This window comes from Breoghania corrubedonensis (genome assembly GCF_003053845.1).
Classification (GTDB): domain Bacteria; phylum Pseudomonadota; class Alphaproteobacteria; order Rhizobiales; family Stappiaceae; genus Breoghania; species Breoghania corrubedonensis.
Genome location: NZ_QAYG01000001.1, coordinates 1,171,957 through 1,194,449, shown reverse-complemented (window position 1 = coordinate 1,194,449; position 22,493 = coordinate 1,171,957). Strand labels below are relative to the sequence as shown.

The 22,493-nt window shown below is 65.7% G+C and carries 17 protein-coding genes and 1 pseudogene; 17 read left to right on the top strand and 1 reads right to left on the bottom strand.

Annotation, left to right across the window (positions count from 1 at the left end):
- Positions 1 to 47 precede the first annotated feature (47 nt).
- The 7 genes and pseudogenes from trmB to truB all read left to right on the top strand — a co-directional run bounded on the left by trmB (position 48) and on the right by truB (position 8,584).
- Complete coding sequence (gene trmB / locus C8N35_RS05210) at positions 48 to 734, top strand: tRNA (guanine(46)-N(7))-methyltransferase TrmB (protein ID WP_107988499.1); 687 nt, start codon at positions 48 to 50, stop codon at positions 732 to 734.
- Between the two features lie 251 nt (positions 735 to 985).
- Positions 986 to 1,543: a ribosome maturation factor RimP gene (gene rimP, locus C8N35_RS05205; protein ID WP_107988498.1), complete on the top strand. Its 558-nt coding sequence runs from the start codon at positions 986 to 988 to the stop codon at positions 1,541 to 1,543.
- 255 nt (positions 1,544 to 1,798) lie between these two features.
- Positions 1,799 to 3,427: pseudogene (nusA, locus tag C8N35_RS05200) on the top strand (transcription termination factor NusA); the annotation flags it as partial.
- A 156-nt stretch (positions 3,428 to 3,583) separates the two neighbouring features.
- Complete coding sequence (locus tag C8N35_RS05195; RefSeq protein ID WP_107988496.1) at positions 3,584 to 4,216, top strand: RNA-binding protein; 633 nt, start codon at positions 3,584 to 3,586, stop codon at positions 4,214 to 4,216.
- Between the two features lie 36 nt (positions 4,217 to 4,252).
- A complete protein-coding gene (gene infB, locus C8N35_RS05190; protein WP_107988495.1) occupies positions 4,253 to 6,904 on the top strand; it encodes a translation initiation factor IF-2 in 2,652 nt (883 codons plus the stop codon).
- A gap of 78 nt (positions 6,905 to 6,982) precedes the next feature.
- Positions 6,983 to 7,405 (top strand): 30S ribosome-binding factor RbfA, encoded by a 423-nt coding sequence (rbfA, locus tag C8N35_RS05185; RefSeq protein ID WP_107988494.1) that lies wholly within the window; start codon positions 6,983 to 6,985, stop codon positions 7,403 to 7,405.
- Between the two features lie 228 nt (positions 7,406 to 7,633).
- Positions 7,634 to 8,584, top strand: a complete 951-nt coding sequence (gene truB / locus C8N35_RS05180; protein WP_107988493.1) for a tRNA pseudouridine(55) synthase TruB — start codon at positions 7,634 to 7,636, stop codon at positions 8,582 to 8,584.
- Positions 8,585 to 8,673: 89 nt separating this feature from the next.
- On the opposite strand, the gene C8N35_RS05175 is transcribed toward truB, so the two are convergent.
- A complete protein-coding gene (locus C8N35_RS05175) occupies positions 8,674 to 9,897 on the bottom strand; it encodes an ROK family transcriptional regulator (RefSeq protein ID WP_107988492.1) in 1,224 nt (407 codons plus the stop codon).
- A 449-nt stretch (positions 9,898 to 10,346) separates the two neighbouring features.
- On the opposite strand from C8N35_RS05175, the gene C8N35_RS05170 reads away from it, so the two are divergent.
- From C8N35_RS05170 to C8N35_RS05125, 10 genes are all read left to right on the top strand, one after another.
- On the top strand, positions 10,347 to 11,291 hold the full coding sequence (locus tag C8N35_RS05170; RefSeq protein WP_107988491.1) for a carbohydrate kinase family protein: 945 nt from the start codon (positions 10,347 to 10,349) through the stop codon (positions 11,289 to 11,291).
- Complete coding sequence (zwf, locus tag C8N35_RS05165; protein ID WP_107988490.1) at positions 11,291 to 12,754, top strand: glucose-6-phosphate dehydrogenase; 1,464 nt, start codon at positions 11,291 to 11,293, stop codon at positions 12,752 to 12,754. Before C8N35_RS05170 ends, zwf begins: the two co-directional genes overlap by 1 nt.
- Positions 12,751 to 13,434: a 6-phosphogluconolactonase gene (gene pgl, locus C8N35_RS05160; protein ID WP_107988489.1), complete on the top strand. Its 684-nt coding sequence runs from the start codon at positions 12,751 to 12,753 to the stop codon at positions 13,432 to 13,434. The genes zwf and pgl overlap by 4 nt, the downstream gene beginning before the upstream one ends.
- 30 nt (positions 13,435 to 13,464) lie before the next feature.
- Positions 13,465 to 15,270 (top strand): phosphogluconate dehydratase, encoded by a 1,806-nt coding sequence (gene edd, locus C8N35_RS05155; protein WP_107988488.1) that lies wholly within the window; start codon positions 13,465 to 13,467, stop codon positions 15,268 to 15,270.
- A 505-nt stretch (positions 15,271 to 15,775) separates the two neighbouring features.
- Positions 15,776 to 17,089 (top strand): ABC transporter substrate-binding protein, encoded by a 1,314-nt coding sequence (locus C8N35_RS05150; RefSeq protein WP_107988487.1) that lies wholly within the window; start codon positions 15,776 to 15,778, stop codon positions 17,087 to 17,089.
- A gap of 228 nt (positions 17,090 to 17,317) precedes the next feature.
- Positions 17,318 to 18,190 carry a carbohydrate ABC transporter permease gene (locus C8N35_RS05145; protein WP_107988486.1) on the top strand — a complete coding sequence of 291 codons (873 nt, stop codon included), beginning with the start codon at positions 17,318 to 17,320 and terminating at the stop codon, positions 18,188 to 18,190.
- A gap of 2 nt (positions 18,191 to 18,192) precedes the next feature.
- Positions 18,193 to 19,023 (top strand): carbohydrate ABC transporter permease, encoded by an 831-nt coding sequence (locus C8N35_RS05140; protein ID WP_107988485.1) that lies wholly within the window; start codon positions 18,193 to 18,195, stop codon positions 19,021 to 19,023.
- A 39-nt stretch (positions 19,024 to 19,062) separates the two neighbouring features.
- Positions 19,063 to 20,064, top strand: a complete 1,002-nt coding sequence (locus tag C8N35_RS05135) for an ABC transporter ATP-binding protein (RefSeq protein ID WP_107988484.1) — start codon at positions 19,063 to 19,065, stop codon at positions 20,062 to 20,064.
- A gap of 10 nt (positions 20,065 to 20,074) precedes the next feature.
- Entirely contained in the window at positions 20,075 to 20,848 is a 774-nt protein-coding gene (locus C8N35_RS05130; RefSeq protein ID WP_107988483.1) for an L-iditol 2-dehydrogenase, read from the top strand.
- A 146-nt stretch (positions 20,849 to 20,994) separates the two neighbouring features.
- The gene (locus tag C8N35_RS05125) at positions 20,995 to 22,470 is read left to right on the top strand and encodes a mannitol dehydrogenase family protein (RefSeq protein WP_107988482.1); all 1,476 of its coding nucleotides are present in this window, start codon (positions 20,995 to 20,997) and stop codon (positions 22,468 to 22,470) included.
- Positions 22,471 to 22,493: the final 23 nt, after the last annotated feature.

Genomic DNA, 22,493 nt, shown 5'->3' with positions numbered 1-22,493 from the left:
CGGAAAGCCGGCCCCTCTGGCCGGCTTTCTTTCTATGGTCGGACGGTATGAACGATATTTACGAAGGCGCGTTTTTCGGGCGCCGCAAGGGCAAGACACTGCGCCCCGCACAGGCGAAACGGATGGGCAAGCTGCTGCCGCGGCTCGCCGTCGATCTGCACGAGCCGGCGCCCGCGCCGCTTGGGCGGCTCTTTAGCGGGGCCGTGGACGATATCACGCTGGAAATCGGCTTCGGCGGCGGCGAGCATCTGGTCCACCGGGCGGGCGAGGCGCCGCGCACCGGCTTCATTGGCGTGGAGCCCTTCGTCAACGGCATGGCAAAGGCGCTCGCCGCGATCGAGGCGGCGGGGCTGGAGAACATCCGCCTTCACGACGACGACGCCATCGGCCTGCTCGACTGGCTGCCGGCGGCTTCCATTGACCGCGCCTACCTGCTCTATCCCGATCCCTGGCCAAAAAAGCGCCACTGGAAGCGCCGTTTCGTCGGGCCCGACAATCTCGACCGGCTGGCCCGGGCGCTGAAGCCGGGCGCCGAGTTCCGCTTCGCAAGCGACATCGACACCTATGTCGACTGGACGCTCAGGCACGTGCGCGCCCACCCCGCTTTCGAATGGAGCGCGGAGTGCGCGGCGGATTGGCGCGAGCCATGGCAGGGCTGGCCGGGTACCCGCTACGAGGCCAAGGCAATCCACGAGGGGCGGCGGGGATATTACCTGACGTTTCGGCGCTTTTGAGCCGTTGCAGGAGGTGTGATGCGACGTGTCGCCGGGCGGCAATCGGCCCGAAAGGCATCTGCGGGCTTGCGTCTTCGGCGTATTTGACTATATTCCCGGCAAGTTCAAATTCTCCATCGGCCGATACCGGCAGTTAGAGAGTGGGTCCCGGCGGGTCCCGCTCTTTTTTGTTAGTCGGGCCCGCTTTCGGCGCCGCCGCTTGCGCATTGCGGGCGCCCTTGCCGGTGGACAGGTTGCTTACAAGAGGTGCCATGTCCGCACACGCTCCGCGCATCGTTCAGGAAAAGGGACTGGATGCCCGCATCGCCGCGATTGCCGAACCGGTCGTCGAGGATCTGGGTTTCCGTCTGGTGCGGGTGCGCTATCTGGCCCTGAACGGCGGTACCTTGCAGATCATGGCCGAACGGCCCGACGGTACCATGAACGTGGAAGGGTGCGAGGCGATCAGCCGGGCCCTTTCTCCGGTGCTCGACGTCGAGGATCCGATTTCCGACGCCTACAATCTGGAAGTCTCCTCTCCCGGCATCGACCGGCCGCTGGTGCGCGCCGAGGATTTCGACCGCTGGTCGGGGCACGAGGCGAAGATCGAGCTCGACATGCCGCACGATGGCCGCAAGCGCTTTCGCGGCATTCTGCTGGGCATGAAGGACGACGCGGCCGGGATCCGGCTCCCGGATGCCCCGGACGACAAGCCGGATACCTTCTGGCTGCCGCTCACCGATATCGGCGAGGCGAAGCTTGTTCTCACCGATGCACTGATCGCGGCGGCCCAGAACGAGGGCGTCGCGCCGGGTGCTGGCGACAACTGACGAGAGATACTGCGCGGTGCCCGCTCGGGCGCGGCGGGGAGGAAGGGCGCCGGCGGCGCCCGCACGAGAGCATGTTACGATCGGGTTGAAGCGGTCGAAGTGGCCGGATCGGCCGCAACAGGCTCGAGGAATTGATCTTGAGTGCATTTTTCGGTGAGGCGCATGCGCCTTGGCGGGACGCTCTCTAGGAGAGAAAAGACAAGCAATCGCGACGGACGGGGCGCAAGGGCCCTTCGCGATGCAAGGAGAATGACGATGGCTGTCAGTGCGAACCGCCTGGAATTGCTGCAGATTGCGGATGCCGTTGCGCGCGAGAAGGTGATCGATCGCCAGATCGTCATCGAGGCGATGGAAGACGCGATCCAGAAGGCCGCACGCTCGCGCTACGGATCGGAGACCGAGGTCAAGGCCGAGATCAACCCCAAGACCGGCGAGATCCGGTTGCAGCGGCTGTTGCAGGTTGTGGAAGAGGTGGAGAACGTTTCCACCGAGATTTCCTTCGAGGATGCGCATGTCCGCAACCCGGAAGCGCAGCTTGGCGATTTCATTTCCGAACCGCTGCCGCCGCTTGATTTCGGCCGCATCGCCGCCCAGTCCGCCAAGCAGGTGATCGTGCAGAAGGTCCGCGAGGCCGAGCGCGACCGCCAGTACGACGAGTTCAAGGATCGCATCGGCGAGATCGCCAACGGCGTGGTCAAGCGGGTGGAATACGGCAACGTCATCGTCGACATGGGCCGCGCGGAAGCGATCGTGCGCCGCGACGAGCTGATCCCGCGCGAGGCCTTCCGCACTGGCGATCGCATCCGTGCCTACATATATGACGTAAGGCGCGAACAGCGCGGACCGCAGATCTTCCTGTCGCGCACGCATCCGCAGTTCATGGCGAAGCTCTTTGCCCAGGAAGTGCCGGAGATCTACGACGGCATCATCGAGATCCGCTCGGTTGCCCGTGACCCGGGTTCGCGCGCCAAGATCGCGGTGATCTCGCGCGACTCGTCGATCGATCCGGTCGGCGCCTGCGTCGGCATGCGCGGCTCGCGCGTCCAGGCGGTCGTCGGTGAGCTTCAGGGCGAGAAGATCGACATCATTCCATGGAACCCGGATGCGGCGACCTTCATCGTCAACGCGCTGCAGCCGGCGGAAGTCGCCAAGGTGGTGCTCGACGAGGATGCCGAGCGCATCGAGGTGGTGGTGCCGGACGACCAGCTGTCGCTGGCCATCGGCCGTCGCGGCCAGAATGTGCGGCTTGCCTCCCAGCTGACCGGCTGGGACATCGACATCATGACGGAAGCCGACGAGAGCGAGCGCCGTCACAAGGAATTTACCGAGCGCAGCCAGCTCTTCACCGAGGCGCTCAACGTCGACGAGATGGTCGCTCAGCTTCTGGCGTCCGAGGGCTTTTCTTCCGTTGAGGAAGTGGCCTATGTCGATCCCGACGAGATTGCCTCCATCGAGGGCTTCGACGTCGAGACCGCAGAGGAACTTCAGGCCCGCGGCCGCGAGCACCTGGACGAACTGGAAGCCAAGCTCGACGAGGAGCGCCGCGAACTCGGCGTCGCCGACGAGCTTCGCGAGCTCGACGGCATGACCACCGCGATGATGGTCGCGCTCGGCAAGGACGGGATCAAGACGATCGAGGATCTCGCCGGCTGCGCCACCGACGACCTGATCGGCTGGTCGGAACGCAAGGACGGCGAAGTGACCCGGTTCAAGGGCGCGCTGTCCGGTTTCGATCTGTCCAAGACCGAGGCCGAGCAGATCATCATGCAGGCGCGTGTTGCCGCCGGCTGGATTTCGGCGGAGGATCTGATCGTCGAGGAGCCCGAGGCGGAAGACGACGAGGCCGTCGAGGACGCGGGTGAAGACGAAGGCGTCGCCGAAGACGGTGAGACGCTGGCGTTGGAAGCGGCTTCCGACGAGGAACTCGCGCCGGAAGCAACCGAGGCCCTGGAAGCGGCCGAGGCCATGTTCTCTGCGCCCGCCGAAGAGGCGGATACGCAGAGCGACGAGGACGAGGAGGCGCGCTAGGCGCGCGCGGCCATGCCCCGGCAGAGCGAGCCGACGGAGCGGCAATGCGCGGTGACCCGCGAGCAACGCCCCGTCGATGAGATGATACGGTTTGTGCTGGCGCCGGATGCAACGGTGGTGGCGGACCTGAAGCGGGATCTTCCCGGCCGCGGCGTCTGGGTGACGGCGACGCGGGGCGCAGTGGAAGCGGCTGAGAAGAAGCGGGTCTTTTCCCGCGGTTTCAAGGCCGAGGCACGCGTCGAACCGGGTCTGGCTGACCGCGTCGAGGAACGGCTCCGGGCTCAGGCCCTGGGCGCATTGGGGCTTGCACGCAAGGCGGGCGCCGTGGTGACCGGCTTCTCCAAGGTGGAGAGCGCGCTGAAGAAGGAAGAGCTTGCCGCGCTGGTGCACGCATCGGATGCGGCGGAGGATGGAATACGCAAGCTCGCCGCCATCCGGGTGGCGCGCTTTGGACCGGCCGGCGGACCCCCGGTCTTGCGCTCGTTTACCTCCGGCCAAATGGATTTGGCATTGGGGCGGGCAAATGTGATACATGCTGCAATTCTCGCGGGCCGGGCGAGCAGAAGTTTCATGGCGTGCGCTTGCGCGCTGGACAGGTTCCGGGCAGATTCCGCCGCGAACGGACGCATGACGGACGACAGGTAGGGCGCCAGGAGCGGCGGCGCAGGACTGAAGGCAAGAATGAGCGATACCAAAGACACCGGCGACAAGACGATTCCCGTGGAGCGTAAGAAGACGCTGTCCCTTTCCCGTGGCGTGGAGGCTGGGACTGTGCGGCAGAGTTTCTCCCATGGGCGGACGAAGCAGGTTGTCGTCGAGAAGAAGAAGCGGCGTATGATGACGCCAGGCGAGCAGGCGGCAGCGGCGAAGGCCGAGGCCGCGGCGGCGCAGCCCGCTGCTCCCCAGCAGCCAAAGCCAGAGCAGCCCAAGCGGCCGCCTCAGCAGAACAAGCAGCGTCATGGCCATGGCTCGTCCTCCCAGCAGGGCAGGCAGCGTAGCGGCGGTAACGTGCTGCGCACGCTGACGGCCGACGAGGCTGCCGCGCGCGCAGCAGCCCTGCGCGACGCGCAGGTGCGTGCCGTCGAGGAGCGCAAGCAGGCAGAGATCGACGCCAAGCGCCGCGCCGAGGAAGAGGCCCAGCGCCAGGCCGAGGAAGAGGCTCGCCGCAAGGAAGAAGAGGCGGAAGCCAAGCGTCAGGCCGAGGAAGAGGCCAAGCGCAAGGCGGAAGAGGCGGCCAACCCCGCCTCCGCGCCTCAACCCGAGCCCGCCCCGGCACAGGCCAGGGCCCCGGCACGCGCCGCGCCTTCGTCTGCGCCCGCACAGCCGTCCCGTCCCGCCGCCAAGGCGGACGAGTCGTCCGAACGTGGCGCCGCGCGTCCTGCCAAGCGTGCCCCGGCCAAGCCGGCGGTGCCCGCGAACAAGCCGGCACCGCGCGTCGATGACCGTCGCAAGTCGAAGCTGACCATCAACTCCAACTTCTCCGACGACAACCAGCGCGGCCGTTCGCTCGCGGCGCTGCGTCGTCGTCGCGAAAAGGAAAAGCGTGCCGGCCAGCAGGTCGTGCGCGAGAAGGTCATGCGTGAAGTGACGATCCCGGATGCGATCACCATCCAGGAACTCGCCAACCGCATGTCCGAGCGTTCGGTCGACGTCATCAAGCTGCTGATGAAGCAGGGCCAGATGCTGAAGATCAACGACGTTTTGGACGCCGACACGGCACAGCTCCTCGTTGAGGAAATGGGCCACACGGCCAAGCGCGTGTCCGAATCCGACGTCGAGGAGGGTCTCTTCTCCGCGACCGACAACGACACCGATCTTCAGCCGCGTGCGCCGGTGGTGACCATCATGGGTCACGTCGACCACGGCAAGACGTCGCTGCTCGATGCGTTGCGCCACGCCAACGTGGTGTCCGGCGAGGCCGGCGGCATCACGCAGCATATCGGCGCCTATCAGGTCGTGCAGAACGGCCAGAAGATCACCTTCATCGATACGCCGGGCCACGCCGCCTTCTCCGCGATGCGTGCCCGTGGCGCCAAGTCGACGGACATCGTCATCCTCGTGGTGGCAGCCGACGATGGCGTCATGCCGCAGACGAAGGAAGCGGTCGCCCATGCGCGTGCGGCCGATGTTCCGATCATTGTCGCGATCAACAAGATCGACAAGCCGGGTGCCGACCCCAACCGGGTGCGCACCGAACTCCTCTCCGAGGGGATCGTGGTGGAATCGATGGGTGGCGACACGATCGAGGTTGAGGTCTCCGCGAAGGAGAAGACCAATCTTGACAAGCTGCTCGAGATGATCCTGCTGCAGTCGGAAGTGCTGGAACTCAGGGCCAACCCGAACCGCACCGCGGAAGGCACGGTCATCGAAGCCCAGCTCGACAAGGGCCGTGGCCCGGTCGCGACCGTTCTGGTGCAGAAGGGTACGCTGCGGGTTGGCGACATCCTCGTCGCCGGTTCCGAGTGGGCCCGCGTGCGTGCCATGCTCGACGAGAACGGCAACCAGGTGAAGGAAGCCCCGCCGTCCAAGCCTGTCGAGGTTCTTGGCTTCCAGGGGACGCCGGAAGCCGGCGATCTGGTTGCGGTGGTCGAGAACGAGGGCCGCGCCCGCGAGATCGTCGACTACCGTCAGCGTCAGAAGCGCGAGAAGGCGTCGATCACGGCGGCCGGAACGCGCGGCTCGCTCGAGCAGATGATGAACCGTCTGCAGGAGCAGGGTAAGAAGGAAGTCTCCCTGGTCATCAAGTCCGACGTGCAGGGCTCCGCGGAAGCCATTGTCGGCGCGCTCGACGCGCTCGGCACCGACGAGGTCGCGGCCCGCGTGCTGCATTCCGGCGTCGGCGGCATCACCGAGGCCGACGTCACGCTGGCGGCGGCGTCCAACGCTCCGATCATCGGCTTCAACGTGCGTGCGAACAAGCAGGCCCGTGAAGCTGCGGAACGCGAAGGCATCGAGATCCGCTACTACGCGGTCATCTACGACCTCGTGGACGACGTGAAGGCGACGATGTCGGGACTTCTGTCGCCGGAGCGTCGCGAGACCTTCCTCGGCAATGCCGAGGTGCTGCAGGTGTTCAACATCTCCAAGGTCGGCAAGATCGCCGGCTGCCTGGTCACCGAGGGCATCGTGGAACGCGGCGCGGAAGTGCGCCTCATTCGCGACGACGTGGTGGTGCACGAAGGCAAGCTCGCCACGCTCAAGCGCTACAAGGACGACGTCAAGAGCGTCGAGTCCGGCCAGGAATGCGGCATGAACTTCGAGAAGTATCAGGACATGCGTCCTGGTGACGTCATCGAGTGTTTCCGCGTCGAGCAGATCGCCCGTACGCTCTAGCGTACGGGGCCGCAGACACTTCAGCGACGCCGGCGTGGTTCGATCCCCGCCGGCGTCCTCGTATTGGACGAGACGATCATGAGCCGCTTCAAGGACGAGGCGCAGGGCATGCCCTCGCAGCGCCAGCTTCGCGTCGGCGAATTGCTGCGCAAGGAACTTTCCGACATCCTTTCGCGCGGCGACGTGCGCGATCCGGTGCTCGAGACCCACGTCATCACCGTGCCGGAGGTGCGCGTCGCGCCCGACCTCAAGCACGCCACCGTGCTTGTCATGCCGCTTGGCGGCGTGGATGCCGACAAGGTGGTCGACGCGCTCGGCCGGCATCGCAAATATCTGCGCGGCCAGGTGGCGCGGCGCATGACCATGAAGTACATGCCCGACCTGCATTTCCGCCTCGACACCCGTTTCGACGACGACGACCGCATCACCCAGCTGCTGCATCGCCCGGAAGTGGCGCGCGATCTCGACGACGACGACGACGAGGACGGCGCGGAGAACTAGGCGCTCCGGCACGCGCAAGGCCGGCGGCCTTTTCTCCGGTGCCGCCTCATCCACGATTGTCATCCCCGCAAGGGCGGGGATGGTATGCGGCTCAAGGGACCAAGCCCACGGAATTGCTGTGCCTTCCGTGGTTGCCGGGTCCCCGCTCTGGCGGGAATGACAACGAGCCAGGCATCATTATCCGGAAGAAACCTTCGGCGGCTCGACCGCCCTAACGAACGACACTCCATGAAGCGTCAGCAGACGAAGCACCCCAAATTCGATATCGATGGCTGGCTCGTCCTCGACAAGCCGGTCGGCCTCACCTCCAACGACGCGCTGTCACGGCTGAAGCGTCTGTTCCATCCAAAGAAGGTGGGGCACGCGGGTACGCTCGATCCGGCGGCGTCCGGCTGTCTGCCGATCGCCTTCGGCGAGGCGACGAAGACGGTGCCCTACGTCATGGACGGTCGCAAGGTCTATCGTTTCGCCGTGCGCTGGGGCGAGGAAACCAATACCGACGACACCGAGGGCGAGGTGATCGAAACCTCGCCGGTCCGCCCCTCGGGCGACGAGATCCGCGAGATCCTGCCGGAGTTCACCGGCACGATCGAACAGGTGCCGCCGAAATTCTCCGCCATCAAGATCGCCGGCGAACGCGCCTACGATCTGGCCCGCGAGGGGCAGGACGTGGAGATGAAATCGCGCGAGATCGAGGTCCACAGGCTCGATCTGGCCGATCAGCCCGATGACGACACCGCCATCTTCGAAACGGAATGCGGCAAGGGAACCTACGTCCGTGCGCTTGCGCGCGACATGGGCCGCCGTCTCGGCACCCGTGGCCACGTGGTCGAACTGCGCCGCCTCCTTGTCGGCCCCTTTGGCGAAGACGACATGGTGACGCTCGAGGAACTGGCGGAAGCCGTGCAAGAGGCGGAAACGCCCGTGGAGGCCGCGCAGGCGGAGCTTATGCCGGTGGAGACGGCGCTTGAAGAAGCCCTCATGGAAGTGCCGGTCAATCGCAACGACGAGGCGCGCCTGCGCCGTGGCCAGAGCGTGATCGTGCGTGGGCGCGACGCGCCGGTGCTGGGCGGCGAGGTCTACGTCACCTGCCAGGGCCGTCTGGTCGCCATCTGCACGGCGGCGCGTGGCGAACTGCAGCCCAGGCGGGTTTTCTCAATCGGCGCCACGGAGAGCTGACGCGCAGAGCCGACACATAGCGCGCCCCCGGCATCGGGCGGGGCATGAGCGGAACGCGCGAATTCCCCTCCCCCCGGGGGGCAACCGGTTCAGCCGGCCTTTCGCACCGCCTCGCGCGGTTCGAGTGCAGGCCGCTGGCTGGAGCGTACCAGCAGGTCGGTATCGGGGGAAAAACGCGCCTCCAGCGGCAGCATGGCGGCGCCCAGCACGCGGGCCATCGGGCCGATGCTTCCCGCCGTGACCAGTGTCGACGACAGGCCGGACAGGTTGAAATCCGCCAGCGATTCCTCAAGGCCGGCCGTCAGCCGGTTGCGCCAGGCCGGCGGCAGCAATCCGTCGACCACCACCGCTTCAAAGTCGATGATCGACAGCGCGGCGACCACGGCGCGCGCGAATTCCGGCAAAGTCCCCTCCATCCAGCGCGCGAAGACCGCCTCGATTTCCGGCGTCGTGTTTCCCGTAAAGAGAACTTCCTGGCTGTTGAAGCCGGCCGCCTCAAGGGCGCGTTCGAGCTGGAGCACCGAGGCGCAGTGGATGAGCTGTCCCGCGCGCCTGCGCCCCTGCGCCCTGCCCGTGGGCATGGAACCGATCGCCCCGGCATTGGCCTGTTCGCCCACATAGAGCTTGCCGTCGAGCACGACGCCGCCGCCGATGAAGGTGCCCATATAGACATAGAGCGCGCTGCGCGTGGTGATCGACGTTCCGGCGATCATCTCCGCCGCGCAGGCCGCCGTGGCGTCGTTGTAGAGCGAGGCCTCGAGACCTGTCGCGGCCGAGAGCGCACCCGGGACATCCGCGGTGCGCCAGCCGTCGAGAGAGCCCGGCGCCAGGTCGAGTTCTGTCGCCCAGGCCTCGATCTCGCCCGGCATGGCGATGCCGACGCCGATCACGCGCCGGCGCGCCTCCTCGTCGAGGAGGCCAAGCAGGTCCCGGACCTGGGTGATCACGGTCGCGATCGTGCGGTCGGGGAGAGGCGCGGGGAAGCGCTCGCGGCAGCTTCCGATGACGTCGCCGGTCAGATTGACCAGCAAGGCCTCCACCGAATGACGTCCGATCTTCACGCCGAGAGAATAGGCTCCGGCCGGATTCGGCGCGATCGGCGTCGAGGGCTGGCCGACATGGCCGCGCACTTTCTCCCGCTTGACGACGAGCCCCGCCTCGATGAGACGGCTGACGATGACCGACGCCGCCTGTCCCGAAAGCCCTGTTTCCCGGGCGATTTCGGCGCGTGAGAGCGCGCCCGCCCGGCGCAGGGCGTTCATGATCAGCCGTTCGTTGTAGGCGCGCAGACCCGTGGTATCACCGCCTCGCATCAAGGCCCTCCATCGTTCTCGGTCGCGGGAGGCTGGATGCTACCCGGGAACTAATATCAAAATCAAAGTGATTTATTTATTGACAATCCGCGGCCGCTGTGGCGGATGTAGCGCCAATAGAGGAGATCCCGCCGCGCAGTCTCGCAACGCGGTGCCGCCACGTCGCCGGATCCGGTATTTCGGCCGGCTGACGGCAAGGTGCCCGGACCCGGCCTGTTTCAGGCGGCCCTTCGGGTGCAATGGCGGCGGAAGAACAAATCTCGGCAAGGATGAGCCTGTTGTAGCGGTCGGCGATTGCGTTGGCCACCAAGCAGGCGGTGCTGGGATTGCCCCATCTCCCGCCCTCGGCGAACAGGCATCATCCATCCCGTGGATCAAGGGACGGTGGTGCCATGTCCATTATCACGGATGCAGGGACGCGGCGCCAACGGTGTCGCGGCAAAGAACGAATGTTTCTGGTTTGCGGTGAAGCGCTCTGGGACCTCTTCGCCAACGAGGACGGCCCCGCCTTGACCTTCGACGCGCGCGTCGGCGGGTCTCCCTTCAATGTGGCGACGGGCCTGTCGCGCCTTGGCCAGGACACGGCCTTTCTGAGCGGTCTGTCGACCGACCCGCTGGGCACGCGGCTGATCGCGGCGCTGGAGCGCGAACAGGTGGATACCGGTTACCTGACGCTCTTCCGGTGCCCGACAACGCTGAGCCTGGTCGATCTCGCCGCCAACGGCAGCCCCGCCTATACCTTCTACGGTACAGGCGCTGCCGACCGCGCCCTGTCGCGCGAAAACCTTCCCGCGCTCGATGACAGCGTGTGGGGCATCCATTTCGGTTCCTACTCGCTGGTGGTCGAACCTGTCGGCTCCGCGTTTCTCACCCTCGCGCAACGCGAGGCGGGACGTCGGCTGATCACGCTCGATCCGAACGTGCGTCTGAACGTCGAGAGCGACCGCGAATTGTGGCGACAGCGCATCGATGCCTTTGCCCGTCACGCCGATGTCGTCAAGGTGAGCGAGGAAGATCTCGAGCTGCTTTACCCGGGCGAATGTCCGGCCGGCATCGCGGCGCGCTGGCGGGCTGCCGGTGTGGGGCTGGTGATCGTCACGTGCGGGCGTGCGGGCGTGCAGGCATTCGGCTGCGGTGTCATGGTCGAAGTGGAGGCGCGACGGGTTCAGGTGGTTGACACCGTCGGCGCGGGCGACAGTTTCCAGGCAGCCCTCATCGCCTGTCTTGCCGAATGTGGTATGACGACCCGCGCCGCGCTTGACGAGATCGACAGTGACAGGCTCGCCAATATCATCTGTTTCGCCGTGGAAGCCGCGGCGGTCACCTGTACCCGCCGCGGGGCAGATCTGCCCCATCGAGCCGAACTGGCCGAATGCTGCAAGGAGAATTCTTGATGGTCGCACGCGTTGTCCCCGTGGATCCGTTCGATCTTGTTGTCTTCGGTGCCACGGGCGACCTCGCCCGGCGAAAGCTGATCCCGGCGCTTTACCACCGCATGCATGACGGACAGATGCCGGAAGACGCGCGAATCGTCGGTGTCGCGCGCGCGCAGCTGGATGCGGAGGGCTACCGTCGCATGGCCGAAGCCGCACTCGACGAATTCGGCGGCGAGGACGCCCGCGACGCCGAGATGCGCCGCAAGTTCCTCGCGACCATCGATTACGTGCCGCTCGACGTGATGGAGGAGGCCGGCTGGTCGCGTCTCAAGGACGCGCTGCCCACCGCCTGCGGAGATCGTCCCCGTGCGTTCTACCTTTCCGTCGCCCCGCGCTTTTTCGGCCCCATCGCGGAAGGCGTGCATGCGGCCGGGCTGACGGACGCGAATTCGCGCATCGTGATCGAGAAGCCGCTGGGCCACGATCTCGCCTCCGCCGCCGCGCTCAACGGCGTCTTCGCCGGCCACTTCAGCGAACACCAGATTTTCCGCATCGATCATTATCTCGGCAAGGAGACGGTGCAGAACCTGATGGCGCTGCGGTTCGCCAACGCCTTCTTCGAGCCCTTGTGGAACGCGCGTCACATCGACCATGTGCAAATCACGGTCGCCGAAAAGGTCGGCGTTGAAGGCCGCGGGCCCTATTACGACGGCATCGGCGCGATGCGCGACATGGTGCAGAACCATCTGCTCCAGCTTCTCTGTCTGGTCGCCATGGAGCCGCCGTCCCAGTTCGAGCCGGACGCGGTGCGCGACGAGAAGCTTAAAGTTCTGCGCGCGCTTGCCCCCCTCACCAGGCTGGAAGACGTGGTTCGTGGTCAGTACGCCGCCGGGCCGGGCATGCCGTCCTATGTCGAGGACGCGAACGCGCCGACAAGCCGCACCGAGACCTTCATCGCGCTGAAGGCCGAGGTCGCGAACTGGCGCTGGGCGGGGGTGCCCTTCTATCTGCGCACCGGAAAGCGAATGAAATCGCGGGTCTCGGAAGTGGCTGTGGTGTTCAAGTCGGCCCCCCATTCGATCTTTCCCGCCGCCAGCGGCCGCGCGGCGCAGAACGTGCTGGCCTTGCGCCTGCAGCCCGACGAGGCCATTACTCTCGGCATGACCATCAAGGAGCCCGGCCCCGGCGGCATGCGGCTTGCCCCGGCTGTCCTCGACATGACCTTCGCCGATACGCTGGGCGCCTCCAACATGCGCATGCCGGACGCCTATGAGCGGCTGGTGATGGATGTCATTCGCGGCGACCAGACGTTGTTCATGCGCGGCGATGAAGTGGAAGCGGCCTGGGCCTGGGTGGATGCGATCACCGCGCGTGTCGATGGCGAGCGGCCGGAGCTTTACGAGCCCGGTTCCGCCGGCCCCGACGATGCGCTCATGCTGATGCACCGCGACGGCCGTCGCTGGCGGGAGCTTGCCCAATGAGCCCGAAGATCATCGAGTATCCCTCCCGCGAGGCGCTGTCGGAAGGCGTGGCGGGACTTGTCGCCCGGCGCCTGCGCACCCTGGTGGACGAGCGCGGCATCGCGCGCATCGCCGTTCCCGGCGGCACCACCCCGGGGGCGATGCTCGAACGGCTCGGGCGTGAGCGGCTTGACTGGGAAAAGGTCGTCGTCACGCTGACCGACGAGCGCTGGGTTCCGACCACGGAGCCGCGTTCCAACCAGAAGCTGCTGGCCGAGACGCTGTTCGCGGGGCCGGCGGCGGCCGCCACCTTCTCGCCGCTGTACGGCGGCACGGCGGAACCGGCCGGCTCGCTGCCCGCTGTCGCCGCCGGACTGGAACAGACCGCGCTGCCGCTCGATATCGCCGTTCTGGGCATGGGGGCGGACATGCACACCGCCTCGCTCTTTCCAGGCTCCGTGGGCTTGCATGAGGCGCTCGCCGAAGACGCTCCGGTGGTGGTCGCCATCCGCACCGGCGACCAGCCGGAACCGCGCGTCACCCTGTCCGCCCGCGTGTTGAGGGGCGCCGGCGAGCGTCACATCCTGATCACCGGCACCGCCAAGCGCGAAGCCCTGCAACGCGCGCTCGCGGCGACGGATCCGCTTCAGGCGCCGATCCGCGCCGTGCTGGAGGGCGCCACAGTTCATTTCGCCGAGTAAGGCGACAAACAGGAATTCGGGAGAGGTCCCATGAACCCGACCATTACGGCTGTTACACACCGCATTCGCGAGCGCTCGCGGCAAAGCCGCGCCACCTATCTGGAGCGCTGCCGGCGTGCCGCCGAGGCGGGCCCCGCCCGCGCCCACCTGACCTGCGGAAACCTCGCCCACGTCACCGCCGCGTCCGGCCCCGACAAGGAAGCGATCGCCAAAGGCGAGGCGGGCAATATCGGCATCGTCACCGCCTATAACGACATGTTGTCGGCGCACCAGCCCTTCGAGCGCTTCCCCGATCTCATCAAGGCGGCGGCGCGCGCGGAAGGCGGCACGGCGCAGGTCGCCGGCGGCGTGCCGGCCATGTGCGACGGCGTCACGCAAGGCCAGCCCGGCATGGAGCTGTCGCTGTTCTCGCGCGACGTGATCGCGCTTGCGGCGGGTGTCGCGCTTTCGCACAACTGCTTCGATGCGGCCATTTTCCTCGGCGTGTGCGACAAGATCGTGCCGGGCCTCGTCATGGCGGCGGCGACCTTCGGCCATATCCCGGCCGTGTTCGCGCCCGCCGGACCCATGATCTCCGGCCTTCCCAACGACGAGAAGGCGAAGGTGCGCCAGCGCTTTGCCGCGGGCGAGATCGGCCGCGACGAACTGCTTAAGGCGGAGATGGCGAGCTATCATGGTCCCGGCACCTGCACATTCTACGGCACCGCCAACTCCAACCAGATGCTGATGGAATTCATGGGGCTGCACCTGCCGGGCGCGAGCTTCATCAATCCCAACACCCCCTTGCGCGACGCGCTGACGAAGGCGGCCGCGAAACGCGCGCTGGCGATCACCGCCAAGGGCAATGAGTTCACGCCCGTTTGCGACGTGCTCGACGAGCGCGCCTTCGTCAATGGCCTCGTCGGGCTCAACGCCACGGGCGGCTCCACCAACCTTGTGCTGCACCTTGTCGCCATGGCGCGCGCCGCCGGTATCCATCTCGACTGGCAGGACATGGCGGAGATTTCCGCCGTCACCCCGCTGATGGCGCGCGTCTATCCTAACGGTCTGGCGGACGTGAACCATTTCCATGCCGCCGGCGGACTTGCCTACATGATCGGCGATCTGCTCGACGAGGGACTGCTGCACGCGGATGTGCGCACGGTGGCCGGCGACGGGCTCGCCCGTTACACCCGCGAGCCGAAGCTCGATGGCGAGGAGATCGTGTGGGGCGACGGGCCGACGGCGAGCGGCAACGACGCGATCCTGCGGCCCGTATCCGATCCCTTCCAGGCAGATGGCGGGTTGAAGCAGCTCTCCGGCAATCTCGGCCGGGGGGTCATCAAGACCTCCGCCGTCAAGCCCGAACGCCTCGTTGTGGAGGCGCCGGTGCGCGTCTTCCACGATCAGGAGGAGGTGAAAGCCGCCTTCAAGGCCGGTGAACTCGACCGCGACATGATCGTCGTGGTGCGCTTTCAGGGCCCCAAGGCGAACGGCATGCCGGAACTGCATTCCCTCACCCCCGCGCTGGGCGTCACCCAGGACCGTGGGCACAAGGTCGCGCTGGTGACCGATGGCCGCATGTCGGGGGCGTCCGGAAAGGTGCCTGCGGCGATCCATGTGAGCCCGGAGGCAGCCGACGGCGGGCCGATCGCCCGTCTGCGCGATGGCGATATCGTCCGCCTCGATGCGACGTCCGGCACGCTGGAGGTGCTGGTCGATGTCGCCGAATTCGCGGCGCGCGCGCCGGCGAAACCGGATCTTTCCGCCAACGGGCACGGCCTGGGTCGCGAACTCTTCGCCGCCTTCCGCGAGGCGGTGGGCACGGCGGATACGGGTGCGGCCGTGGTGGTGTGAGCGGACCTGCCGCGCATCGCCGCGTTCGCGCCCGATAGTCCGGCCTTGCCCGAACGTCGGCGGGATGGGCAAGGCGGGCGGCGATCGCAAGGGGCGCGACATCACGCCCTGTAGCGTGAAATCGCGAAATGCCGCAGGGATTCGACCTGCTCCGGACCGCCATTGCCCGCCGGCGGGGCGGGTGCGCAGGCTGCTCACGCGGCCCATCGCCAAGGTGCGGCGCGGGCTTCCGCACCCCGCAGGCGCGTCATCCGCGTGCGTGCGGACGGAGCACAGCGCGGTTCTCGGCGGCCAATCCATCTGACGCCCCGCGCGTCTTTCCCCGCTCCGTGTCTTCCACACATTGAAAAGGTCTAATATAAAATCAATGTGATTTAATAATGGACAAGACCGGAGGGCTCCTGCATAGTTTGACGATTGATCGATCGGTCTGCCGCGGAGGTTGGCAGGCCGCCGGACCCGGCTCATAAGCCATGCGGCTTCAGACCGCAGATTGGGAGGAACCATGAATTACAGGGCTTGGCTCTGTGGCGCGGTCAGTGCGTGCGCACTCGGCTTCGCTGCGCATGCGGAAACCATCACCATCGCCACCGTCAACAACGGCGACATGATCCGCATGCAGAAGCTCACCGACGATTTCACCAAGGATCATCCGGATATCCAGCTCGAATGGGTGACGCTGGAAGAAAACGTCCTGCGCCAGCGCGTGACCACCGACATCGCCACCAAGGGCGGCCAGTACGACGTCATGACGATCGGCAACTACGAAGTGCCGATCTGGGGCAAGCAGGGCTGGCTGATGGCCCTTGACGATCTTCCCGCAGGCTATGACCGCGCCGACCTGCTGCCCGCCATCGCCGGCGGCCTCTCGGTCGAGGGCAAGCTCTACGCCGTGCCGTTCTACGGTGAATCGGCCATGCTGATGTACCGCACGGACTTGGCCGAGAAGGCCGGCATCAAGATGTCCGACCAGCCTACCTGGACCGATATCAAGGCCGCGGCCAAGGCGATGACCGACAAGGACAACGAGGTCTACGGCATCTGCCTGCGCGGCAAGGCGGGCTGGGGCGAGAACATGGCCTTCCTCACCGCCATGTCCAATTCCTACGGCGCGCGCTGGTTCGACATGGACTGGAAGCCCCAGTTCGACAGCCCTGAGTGGAAGGCGACGCTCACCGACTATCTCGACATGATGAAGACGTACGGGCCTCCGGGCGCGTCCTCCAACGGTTTCAACGAGAACCTGGCGCTGTTCCAGCAGGGCAAGTGCGGCATGTGGATCGACGCCACTGTGGCCGCCTCCTTCGTGACCAACGCCAAGGATTCCACGGTCGCCGACAGTGTCGGTTTCGCCCAGTTCCCCAACAAGGACGGCGTCGACAATCACGGCAACTGGCTGTGGTCGTGGAACCTCGCCATCCCCGCCTCCACCAAGAAGGCGGACGCGGCCAAGGCCTTCGTCGCCTGGGCGACCTCCAGGCACTATACCGAGCTCGTCGCCGCCAGCGAGGGCTGGGCTGCCTCGCCTCCGGGCACGCGCACCTCGCTCTACGAGAACCCGGAGTACCAGAAGGCCGCGCCGTTCGCGAAGATGACGCTCGATGCGATCAACTCCGTCGATACGAAGAAGCCGTCGGTCCAGGAGGTTCCCTATACCGGTGGACAGTTCGTCTCGATCCCCGAGTTCCAGGGTATCGGCACCGCCGTCGGCCAGCTCTTCTCCGCCGCTCTTGCCGGCAACATGTCGGCCGATCAGGCGTTGCAGGCAGCCCAGGCGTTGACGAGCCGGGAGATGACCAAGGCCGGCTACATCAAGTAGCCGCCCTCCTTGCGCGGGCGCTTTCGGCAAAGCCGTGTTTTAGCATGGGGGCCGTGTTAGCATGGGGCATTGACGTCCCCTGCTCGGGGTCCTTGCGGGCCACGCTTTGGCCGGACGGCGTCCGCGTCCTTTTCCTTTCGCGGTCTTCGATCCGGATTTCAAAGGCGTCCTGCCGGATGGGCCCGTTCGTTTGATCGCTCGTTTGTTTGATCGGTGGAGTGTGCGACCATGGCCACAACCCATTCGCGGGCCGCGGCAAGGCTGATGCTTTCGCCGGCCGTGCTGCTGCTTCTGGGCTGGATGATCATCCCCCTGTCGATGACCATCTATTTCTCGTTCCTGCACTACAACCTGCTGATCCCCGGCACCCACGACTTCATCGGCTTTGCCAATTACAGCTATTTCCTCACCGATCCGGCGTTTTTCGCCGCGCTCTTCAACACGCTTCTTCTTGTCGGCGGCGTTCTCGCGATCACCATCGTCGGCGGCGTTCTGCTGGCGATTCTGCTCGACCAGCCAATGTGGGGCCAGGGCATCGTGCGTATCCTGGTGATCGCACCGTTCTTCGTGATGCCGACCGTCGGCGCGCTCGTTTGGAAGAACATGTTCATGAACCCGGTCAACGGGCTCTTCGCGCACATGGCCAAGGCGCTCGGGCTTCAGCCGTTCGACTTTCTCGCCCAGGCGCCGCTCGCCTCGATCATCGGCATGGTCGCCTGGCAATGGCTGCCATTCGCCACGCTGATCCTGCTGACCGCATTGCAGTCGCTCGACCGCGAACAGCTCGAGGCGTCGGAGATGGACGGGGCCAGTCCGTTCTCGACCTTTTTCTACATCACCCTGCCGCATCTGGCGCGCGCCATCACCGTGGTCGTGCTGATCCAGACCATCTTCCTGCTGTCGGTCTTCGCCGAAATTCTGGTCACCACCAATGGCGGGCCGGGCTACGCGACCACCAACATCACCTATCTCGTCTATGCCCAGTCGCTGCTGCAGTTCGACGTGGGCGGCGGTTCCGCCGGCGGTATCGTGGCCGTCATCCTCGCCAACATCGTCGCGATCTTCCTGATGCGGATGATCGGCAAGAACCTGGACATCTGACCATGGCCCGCGCGAGTTCCAATCGCCGCAAGACCGTCGTGACCGTCCTGGCCTGGGCGATCGGCCTCCTGATCTTCTTTCCGATCCTGTGGACGGTGCTGACGAGCTTCAAGACCGAGGCCGAGGCGGTCGCCTCGCCGCCCTCCTTCATCAACTTCCACTGGACGCTCGAAAACTATGCGGAAGTCCAGTCGCGTTCCGACTATTTCCGCCACTTCCTCAATTCGGTGGTGATCTCTCTGGGCTCCACCGTGCTGGGCCTCATCATCGCCATTCCGGCGGCCTGGTCCATGGCCTTCGTTCCGGCCAAACGGACCAAGGACATCCTGATGTGGATGCTGTCGACCAAGATGCTTCCGCCCGTCGGCGTCCTCATTCCGATCTATCTGATCTTCCGCGATATCGGACTGCTCGATTCGCTCCTCGGCCTGATCATCGTCCTGATGCTGATCAACCTGCCGATCATCATCTGGATGCTGTTCACCTACTTCCGCGAGATTCCGGGCGAGATCCTGGAAGCCGCGCGCATGGACGGGGCCGGGCTGAAGGCGGAACTTCTCTACGTGCTCACACCGATGGCCGTGCCCGGCATCGCCTCCACGCTGCTGCTCAACATCATCCTGGCCTGGAACGAGGCCTTCTGGACGCTCAACCTGACGGCCGCCAAAGCGGCGCCGCTGACAGCTTTCATCGCCAGCTATTCAAGCCCGGAGGGCCTGTTCTACGCCAAGCTCTCCGCCGCCTCGACCATGGCCATCGCACCGATCCTGATACTCGGCTGGTTCAGCCAGAAACAACTCGTGCGCGGTCTGACATTCGGCGCCGTGAAATAGGCCCGCGATAACCGGGCAAGATACAAGGGGGAGGAGGACGTGGGAGAAATCGTTCTCGACCAGGTCACCAAGACATTCGGCCATGTCCAGGTCATTCCGCCGCTCGATCTTCAGATCGAGGACGGCGAGTTCGTGGTCTTCGTCGGGCCTTCGGGCTGCGGCAAGTCCACGCTGCTGCGCCTGATCGCGGGTCTTGAGGACGTTACGACGGGCGAGATCCGCATCGATGGCGAACCGGCGACCCATACGGCGCCGGCAAAGCGCGGACTGGCGATGGTGTTCCAGTCCTATGCGCTCTACCCGCACATGTCGGTGAAGAAGAACATCGCCTTTCCACTGAAAATGGCGGGGCTGCCGCAGTCCGTGATCGAGGAGAAGGTGGAGAACGCGGCGAAGGTGCTGAACCTCACCGACTATCTCGACCGCCGTCCGGGGCAGCTTTCCGGCGGCCAACGCCAGCGCGTCGCCATCGGCCGCGCCATCGTGCGCGAGCCCTCCGCCTTCCTCTTCGACGAACCGCTGTCGAACCTCGATGCGGCGCTGCGCGTCAACATGCGGCTGGAGATCTCGGAGCTTCACAACAGCCTCAAGACCACGATGATCTATGTCACCCACGATCAGGTCGAGGCGATGACCATGGCCGACAAGATCGTGGTGCTGAACGCGGGCCGCGTCGAGCAGGTGGGCTCGCCGCTCGATCTCTACAACGCGCCGCGCAATCTCTTCGTCGCCGGCTTCATCGGCTCGCCGAAGATGAACTTCATCGAGGGCGAAACCGCCGAGGCGCACCGGGCGACGACCGTCGGCATCCGCCCCGAGCATATCGCCGTCTCAACCGATGCCGGATCGTGGGCGGGCGTTGTCTCCGTCGCCGAGCATCTGGGCTCCGACACCCTTCTTCACGTGCAGACCGAAAATCTGGGCACACTGACCGCCCGGGTCGACGGCGAGTTTTCCGTACGCCACGGCAGCCGTGTCTTCCTCACTCCGCAGGAAGACAAGATGCACCGCTTCGACGCGCGCGGCCTCGCCATTCGCTAGGACAACGAAAATGAAAAGACTGGATGGCAAGATCGCGCTGATCACCGGCGCGGCACGCGGAATAGGCCGGGCCTTCGCGGAAAGTTATGTCGGCGAAGGTGCGCAGGTGGTCATCGGCGACGTGAATCTCGAAGGAGCCGAAATCACGGCCGGCGAGATCGGCGCCGATGCGTCCGCCGTCCGTCTCGACGTGACCGACCAGGCCTCGATCGACGCCGCCGTGGCCGAGATCGTCGAACGGCACGGGCGTATCGACATTCTCGTCAATAACGCAGCGCTGTTCGATCTCGCTCCCATCGTCGAGATCACCCGCTCCAGCTACGACAGGCTGTTTTCGGTCAACGTGGCGGGAACGCTGTTCACCATGCAGGCGGTGGCCAAGCAGATGATCGCGCAAGGAACGGGCGGCAAGATCATCAACATGGCGAGCCAGGCCGGCCGGCGCGGCGAGGCGCTTGTCGCCATCTACTGCGCGACCAAGGCGGCGGTGATCAGCCTCACTCAATCCGCCGGCCTCAACCTCATCAGGCACGGCATCAACGTGAACGCGATCGCGCCGGGCGTCGTCGACGGCGAGCACTGGGACGGGGTCGACGCGCTTTTCGCGAAATACGAGAACCGGCCGATCGGCGAGAAGAAGAAACTCGTTGGCGCCGAAGTGCCCTTCGGCCGCATGGGGCGGGCGCAGGACCTGACAGGAATGGCAATTTTCCTGGCGAGTGCGGAAGCGGATTATATCGTCGCCCAGACCTACAATGTGGACGGCGGCAACTGGATGAGCTGAGGCGGGCGCGGGCCGCGTCTCGAAGGAAGGGCGACAAACGCGAAGCGCGCCAGACAGGAACGGCCGCCTGAAGAAACCCGCCGTCCGAGGGGTACGGACGGCGCGGCAGTCGCCAGGCGAGGCGAATTCGATCGAGAAGGACGATAATGACCATCAGGCTTTCCGCCGACACGCTCGGCGCCATCTCAAGAACCGTCCCCGTGCCGGATTACGACCGAAAGGGGCTTTCCGCCGGCATCGTGCATTTCGGTATCGGCAATTTCCACCGTGCCCATCAGGCGGTCTATCTCGATGCGTTGTTCGCGACCGGGAAGGATCACGACTGGGCGATCCTTGGCGCCGGCGTGATGCCGGGGGATGCCGCGATGAAGGCGGCGCTCGAAGGTCAGGACTGGCTGACCACCGTGGTCGACCAGTCGGCGGAAAAGAGCGAGGCGCGCGTCACGGGGCCGATGATCGGCATGCTGCCCGTTGCCGACAGCGGCGCGATCATCGAAAAGCTCGCCGATCCCGCCATCCGCATCGTCTCGCTGACGGTGACCGAGGGCGGCTACTTCGTCGATGCCTCGGGCCAGTTCGATCCCTCCCAGCGCGCCATCATCGAAGACGGCAAGGCGCCCGACAGCCCGAAGACGGTGTTCGGCCTGATCGCGGCGGGTCTGAAGCGGCGCAAGGCGGAAGGCACGCCGGCCTTCACCGTCATGTCGTGTGACAACATCCCCCACAACGGTGCGGTCGCCCGCGATGCGGTCGCAGGTGTCGCCCGGCTGTGGGACAAGGAATTCGGCGACTGGATCGCGCGCGAGGTCGCCTTTCCCAATGGCATGGTCGACCGTATCACCCCGGCCACGGGGACACGGGAGCGGGAAAGCCTGAAGGCGGATTTCGGCATCGAGGACGCCTGGCCGGTCTTCTGCGAGGATTTCCGGCAATGGGTGCTGGAGGACAATTTCCCCGCTGGCCGCCCGGCGCTGGAAACCGTCGGCGTGCAGTTCGTGCCCGACGTGACGCCGTTTGAGATCATGAAGATCCGCATTCTCAACGGCGGCCACGCGGTGATCGCCTATCCGGCCGGGCTGCTCGACATCCACTTCGTCCACGAGGCGATGGAGCATCCGCTCATTTCCGCCTTCCTGGAAAAGATCGAGCGCGAGGAGATCATTCCCGTCGTCCCCCCGGTGCCCGATACCGATCTCGACTGGTATTTCGGCGAGATCAAGCGCCGCTTCGCCAACCCCAAGATCGGCGACACGGTGCGCAGGCTCTGCCTCGACGGTTCCAACCGCCAGCCGAAATTCATCGTCACCACCATCGCCGACCGGCTGAAGGCGGGTGCCGACGTCACCGGCCTGGCACTGGAATCGGCGCTGTGGTGCCGCTACTGCTTTGGCGAGACGGAGACGGGAAAGATCATCGAGCCGAACGACCCCAACTGGGACAACCTCGTTCCCATCGCCCGCCACGCGAAGGAACAGCCCCATGTCTGGCTCGATCAGGAAGCGGTCTACGGCGATCTCGCCAACAACGAGGCTTTCCGCACGAGCTTTTCGCATGCACTGAACGCGCTGTGGGCGGACGGCGTGGAAGCGGTGCTCCGGCGCTATCTCTCGGGCGAGTTGTAAGGTCGGGACATTGCCCATCGGGC

Excerpts from the sequence above, each read along its gene's own strand:
- trmB (WP_107988499.1), top strand. The coding sequence starts at position 48 with ATGAACGATATTTACGAAGGCGCGTTTTTCGGGCGCCGCAAGGGCAAG.
- rimP (WP_107988498.1), top strand. The coding sequence starts at position 986 with ATGTCCGCACACGCTCCGCGCATCGTTCAGGAAAAGGGACTGGATGCC.
- C8N35_RS05195 (WP_107988496.1), top strand. The coding sequence starts at position 3,584 with ATGCCCCGGCAGAGCGAGCCGACGGAGCGGCAATGCGCGGTGACCCGC.
- infB (WP_107988495.1), top strand. The coding sequence starts at position 4,253 with ATGAGCGATACCAAAGACACCGGCGACAAGACGATTCCCGTGGAGCGT.
- rbfA (WP_107988494.1), top strand. The coding sequence starts at position 6,983 with ATGAGCCGCTTCAAGGACGAGGCGCAGGGCATGCCCTCGCAGCGCCAG.
- truB (WP_107988493.1), top strand. The coding sequence starts at position 7,634 with ATGAAGCGTCAGCAGACGAAGCACCCCAAATTCGATATCGATGGCTGG.
- C8N35_RS05175 (WP_107988492.1), bottom strand. The coding sequence starts at position 9,897 with ATGCGAGGCGGTGATACCACGGGTCTGCGCGCCTACAACGAACGGCTG.
- C8N35_RS05170 (WP_107988491.1), top strand. The coding sequence starts at position 10,347 with ATGTTTCTGGTTTGCGGTGAAGCGCTCTGGGACCTCTTCGCCAACGAG.
- zwf (WP_107988490.1), top strand. The coding sequence starts at position 11,291 with ATGGTCGCACGCGTTGTCCCCGTGGATCCGTTCGATCTTGTTGTCTTC.
- pgl (WP_107988489.1), top strand. The coding sequence starts at position 12,751 with ATGAGCCCGAAGATCATCGAGTATCCCTCCCGCGAGGCGCTGTCGGAA.
- edd (WP_107988488.1), top strand. The coding sequence starts at position 13,465 with ATGAACCCGACCATTACGGCTGTTACACACCGCATTCGCGAGCGCTCG.
- C8N35_RS05150 (WP_107988487.1), top strand. The coding sequence starts at position 15,776 with ATGAATTACAGGGCTTGGCTCTGTGGCGCGGTCAGTGCGTGCGCACTC.
- C8N35_RS05145 (WP_107988486.1), top strand. The coding sequence starts at position 17,318 with ATGGCCACAACCCATTCGCGGGCCGCGGCAAGGCTGATGCTTTCGCCG.
- C8N35_RS05140 (WP_107988485.1), top strand. The coding sequence starts at position 18,193 with ATGGCCCGCGCGAGTTCCAATCGCCGCAAGACCGTCGTGACCGTCCTG.
- C8N35_RS05130 (WP_107988483.1), top strand. The coding sequence starts at position 20,075 with ATGAAAAGACTGGATGGCAAGATCGCGCTGATCACCGGCGCGGCACGC.
- C8N35_RS05125 (WP_107988482.1), top strand. The coding sequence starts at position 20,995 with ATGACCATCAGGCTTTCCGCCGACACGCTCGGCGCCATCTCAAGAACC.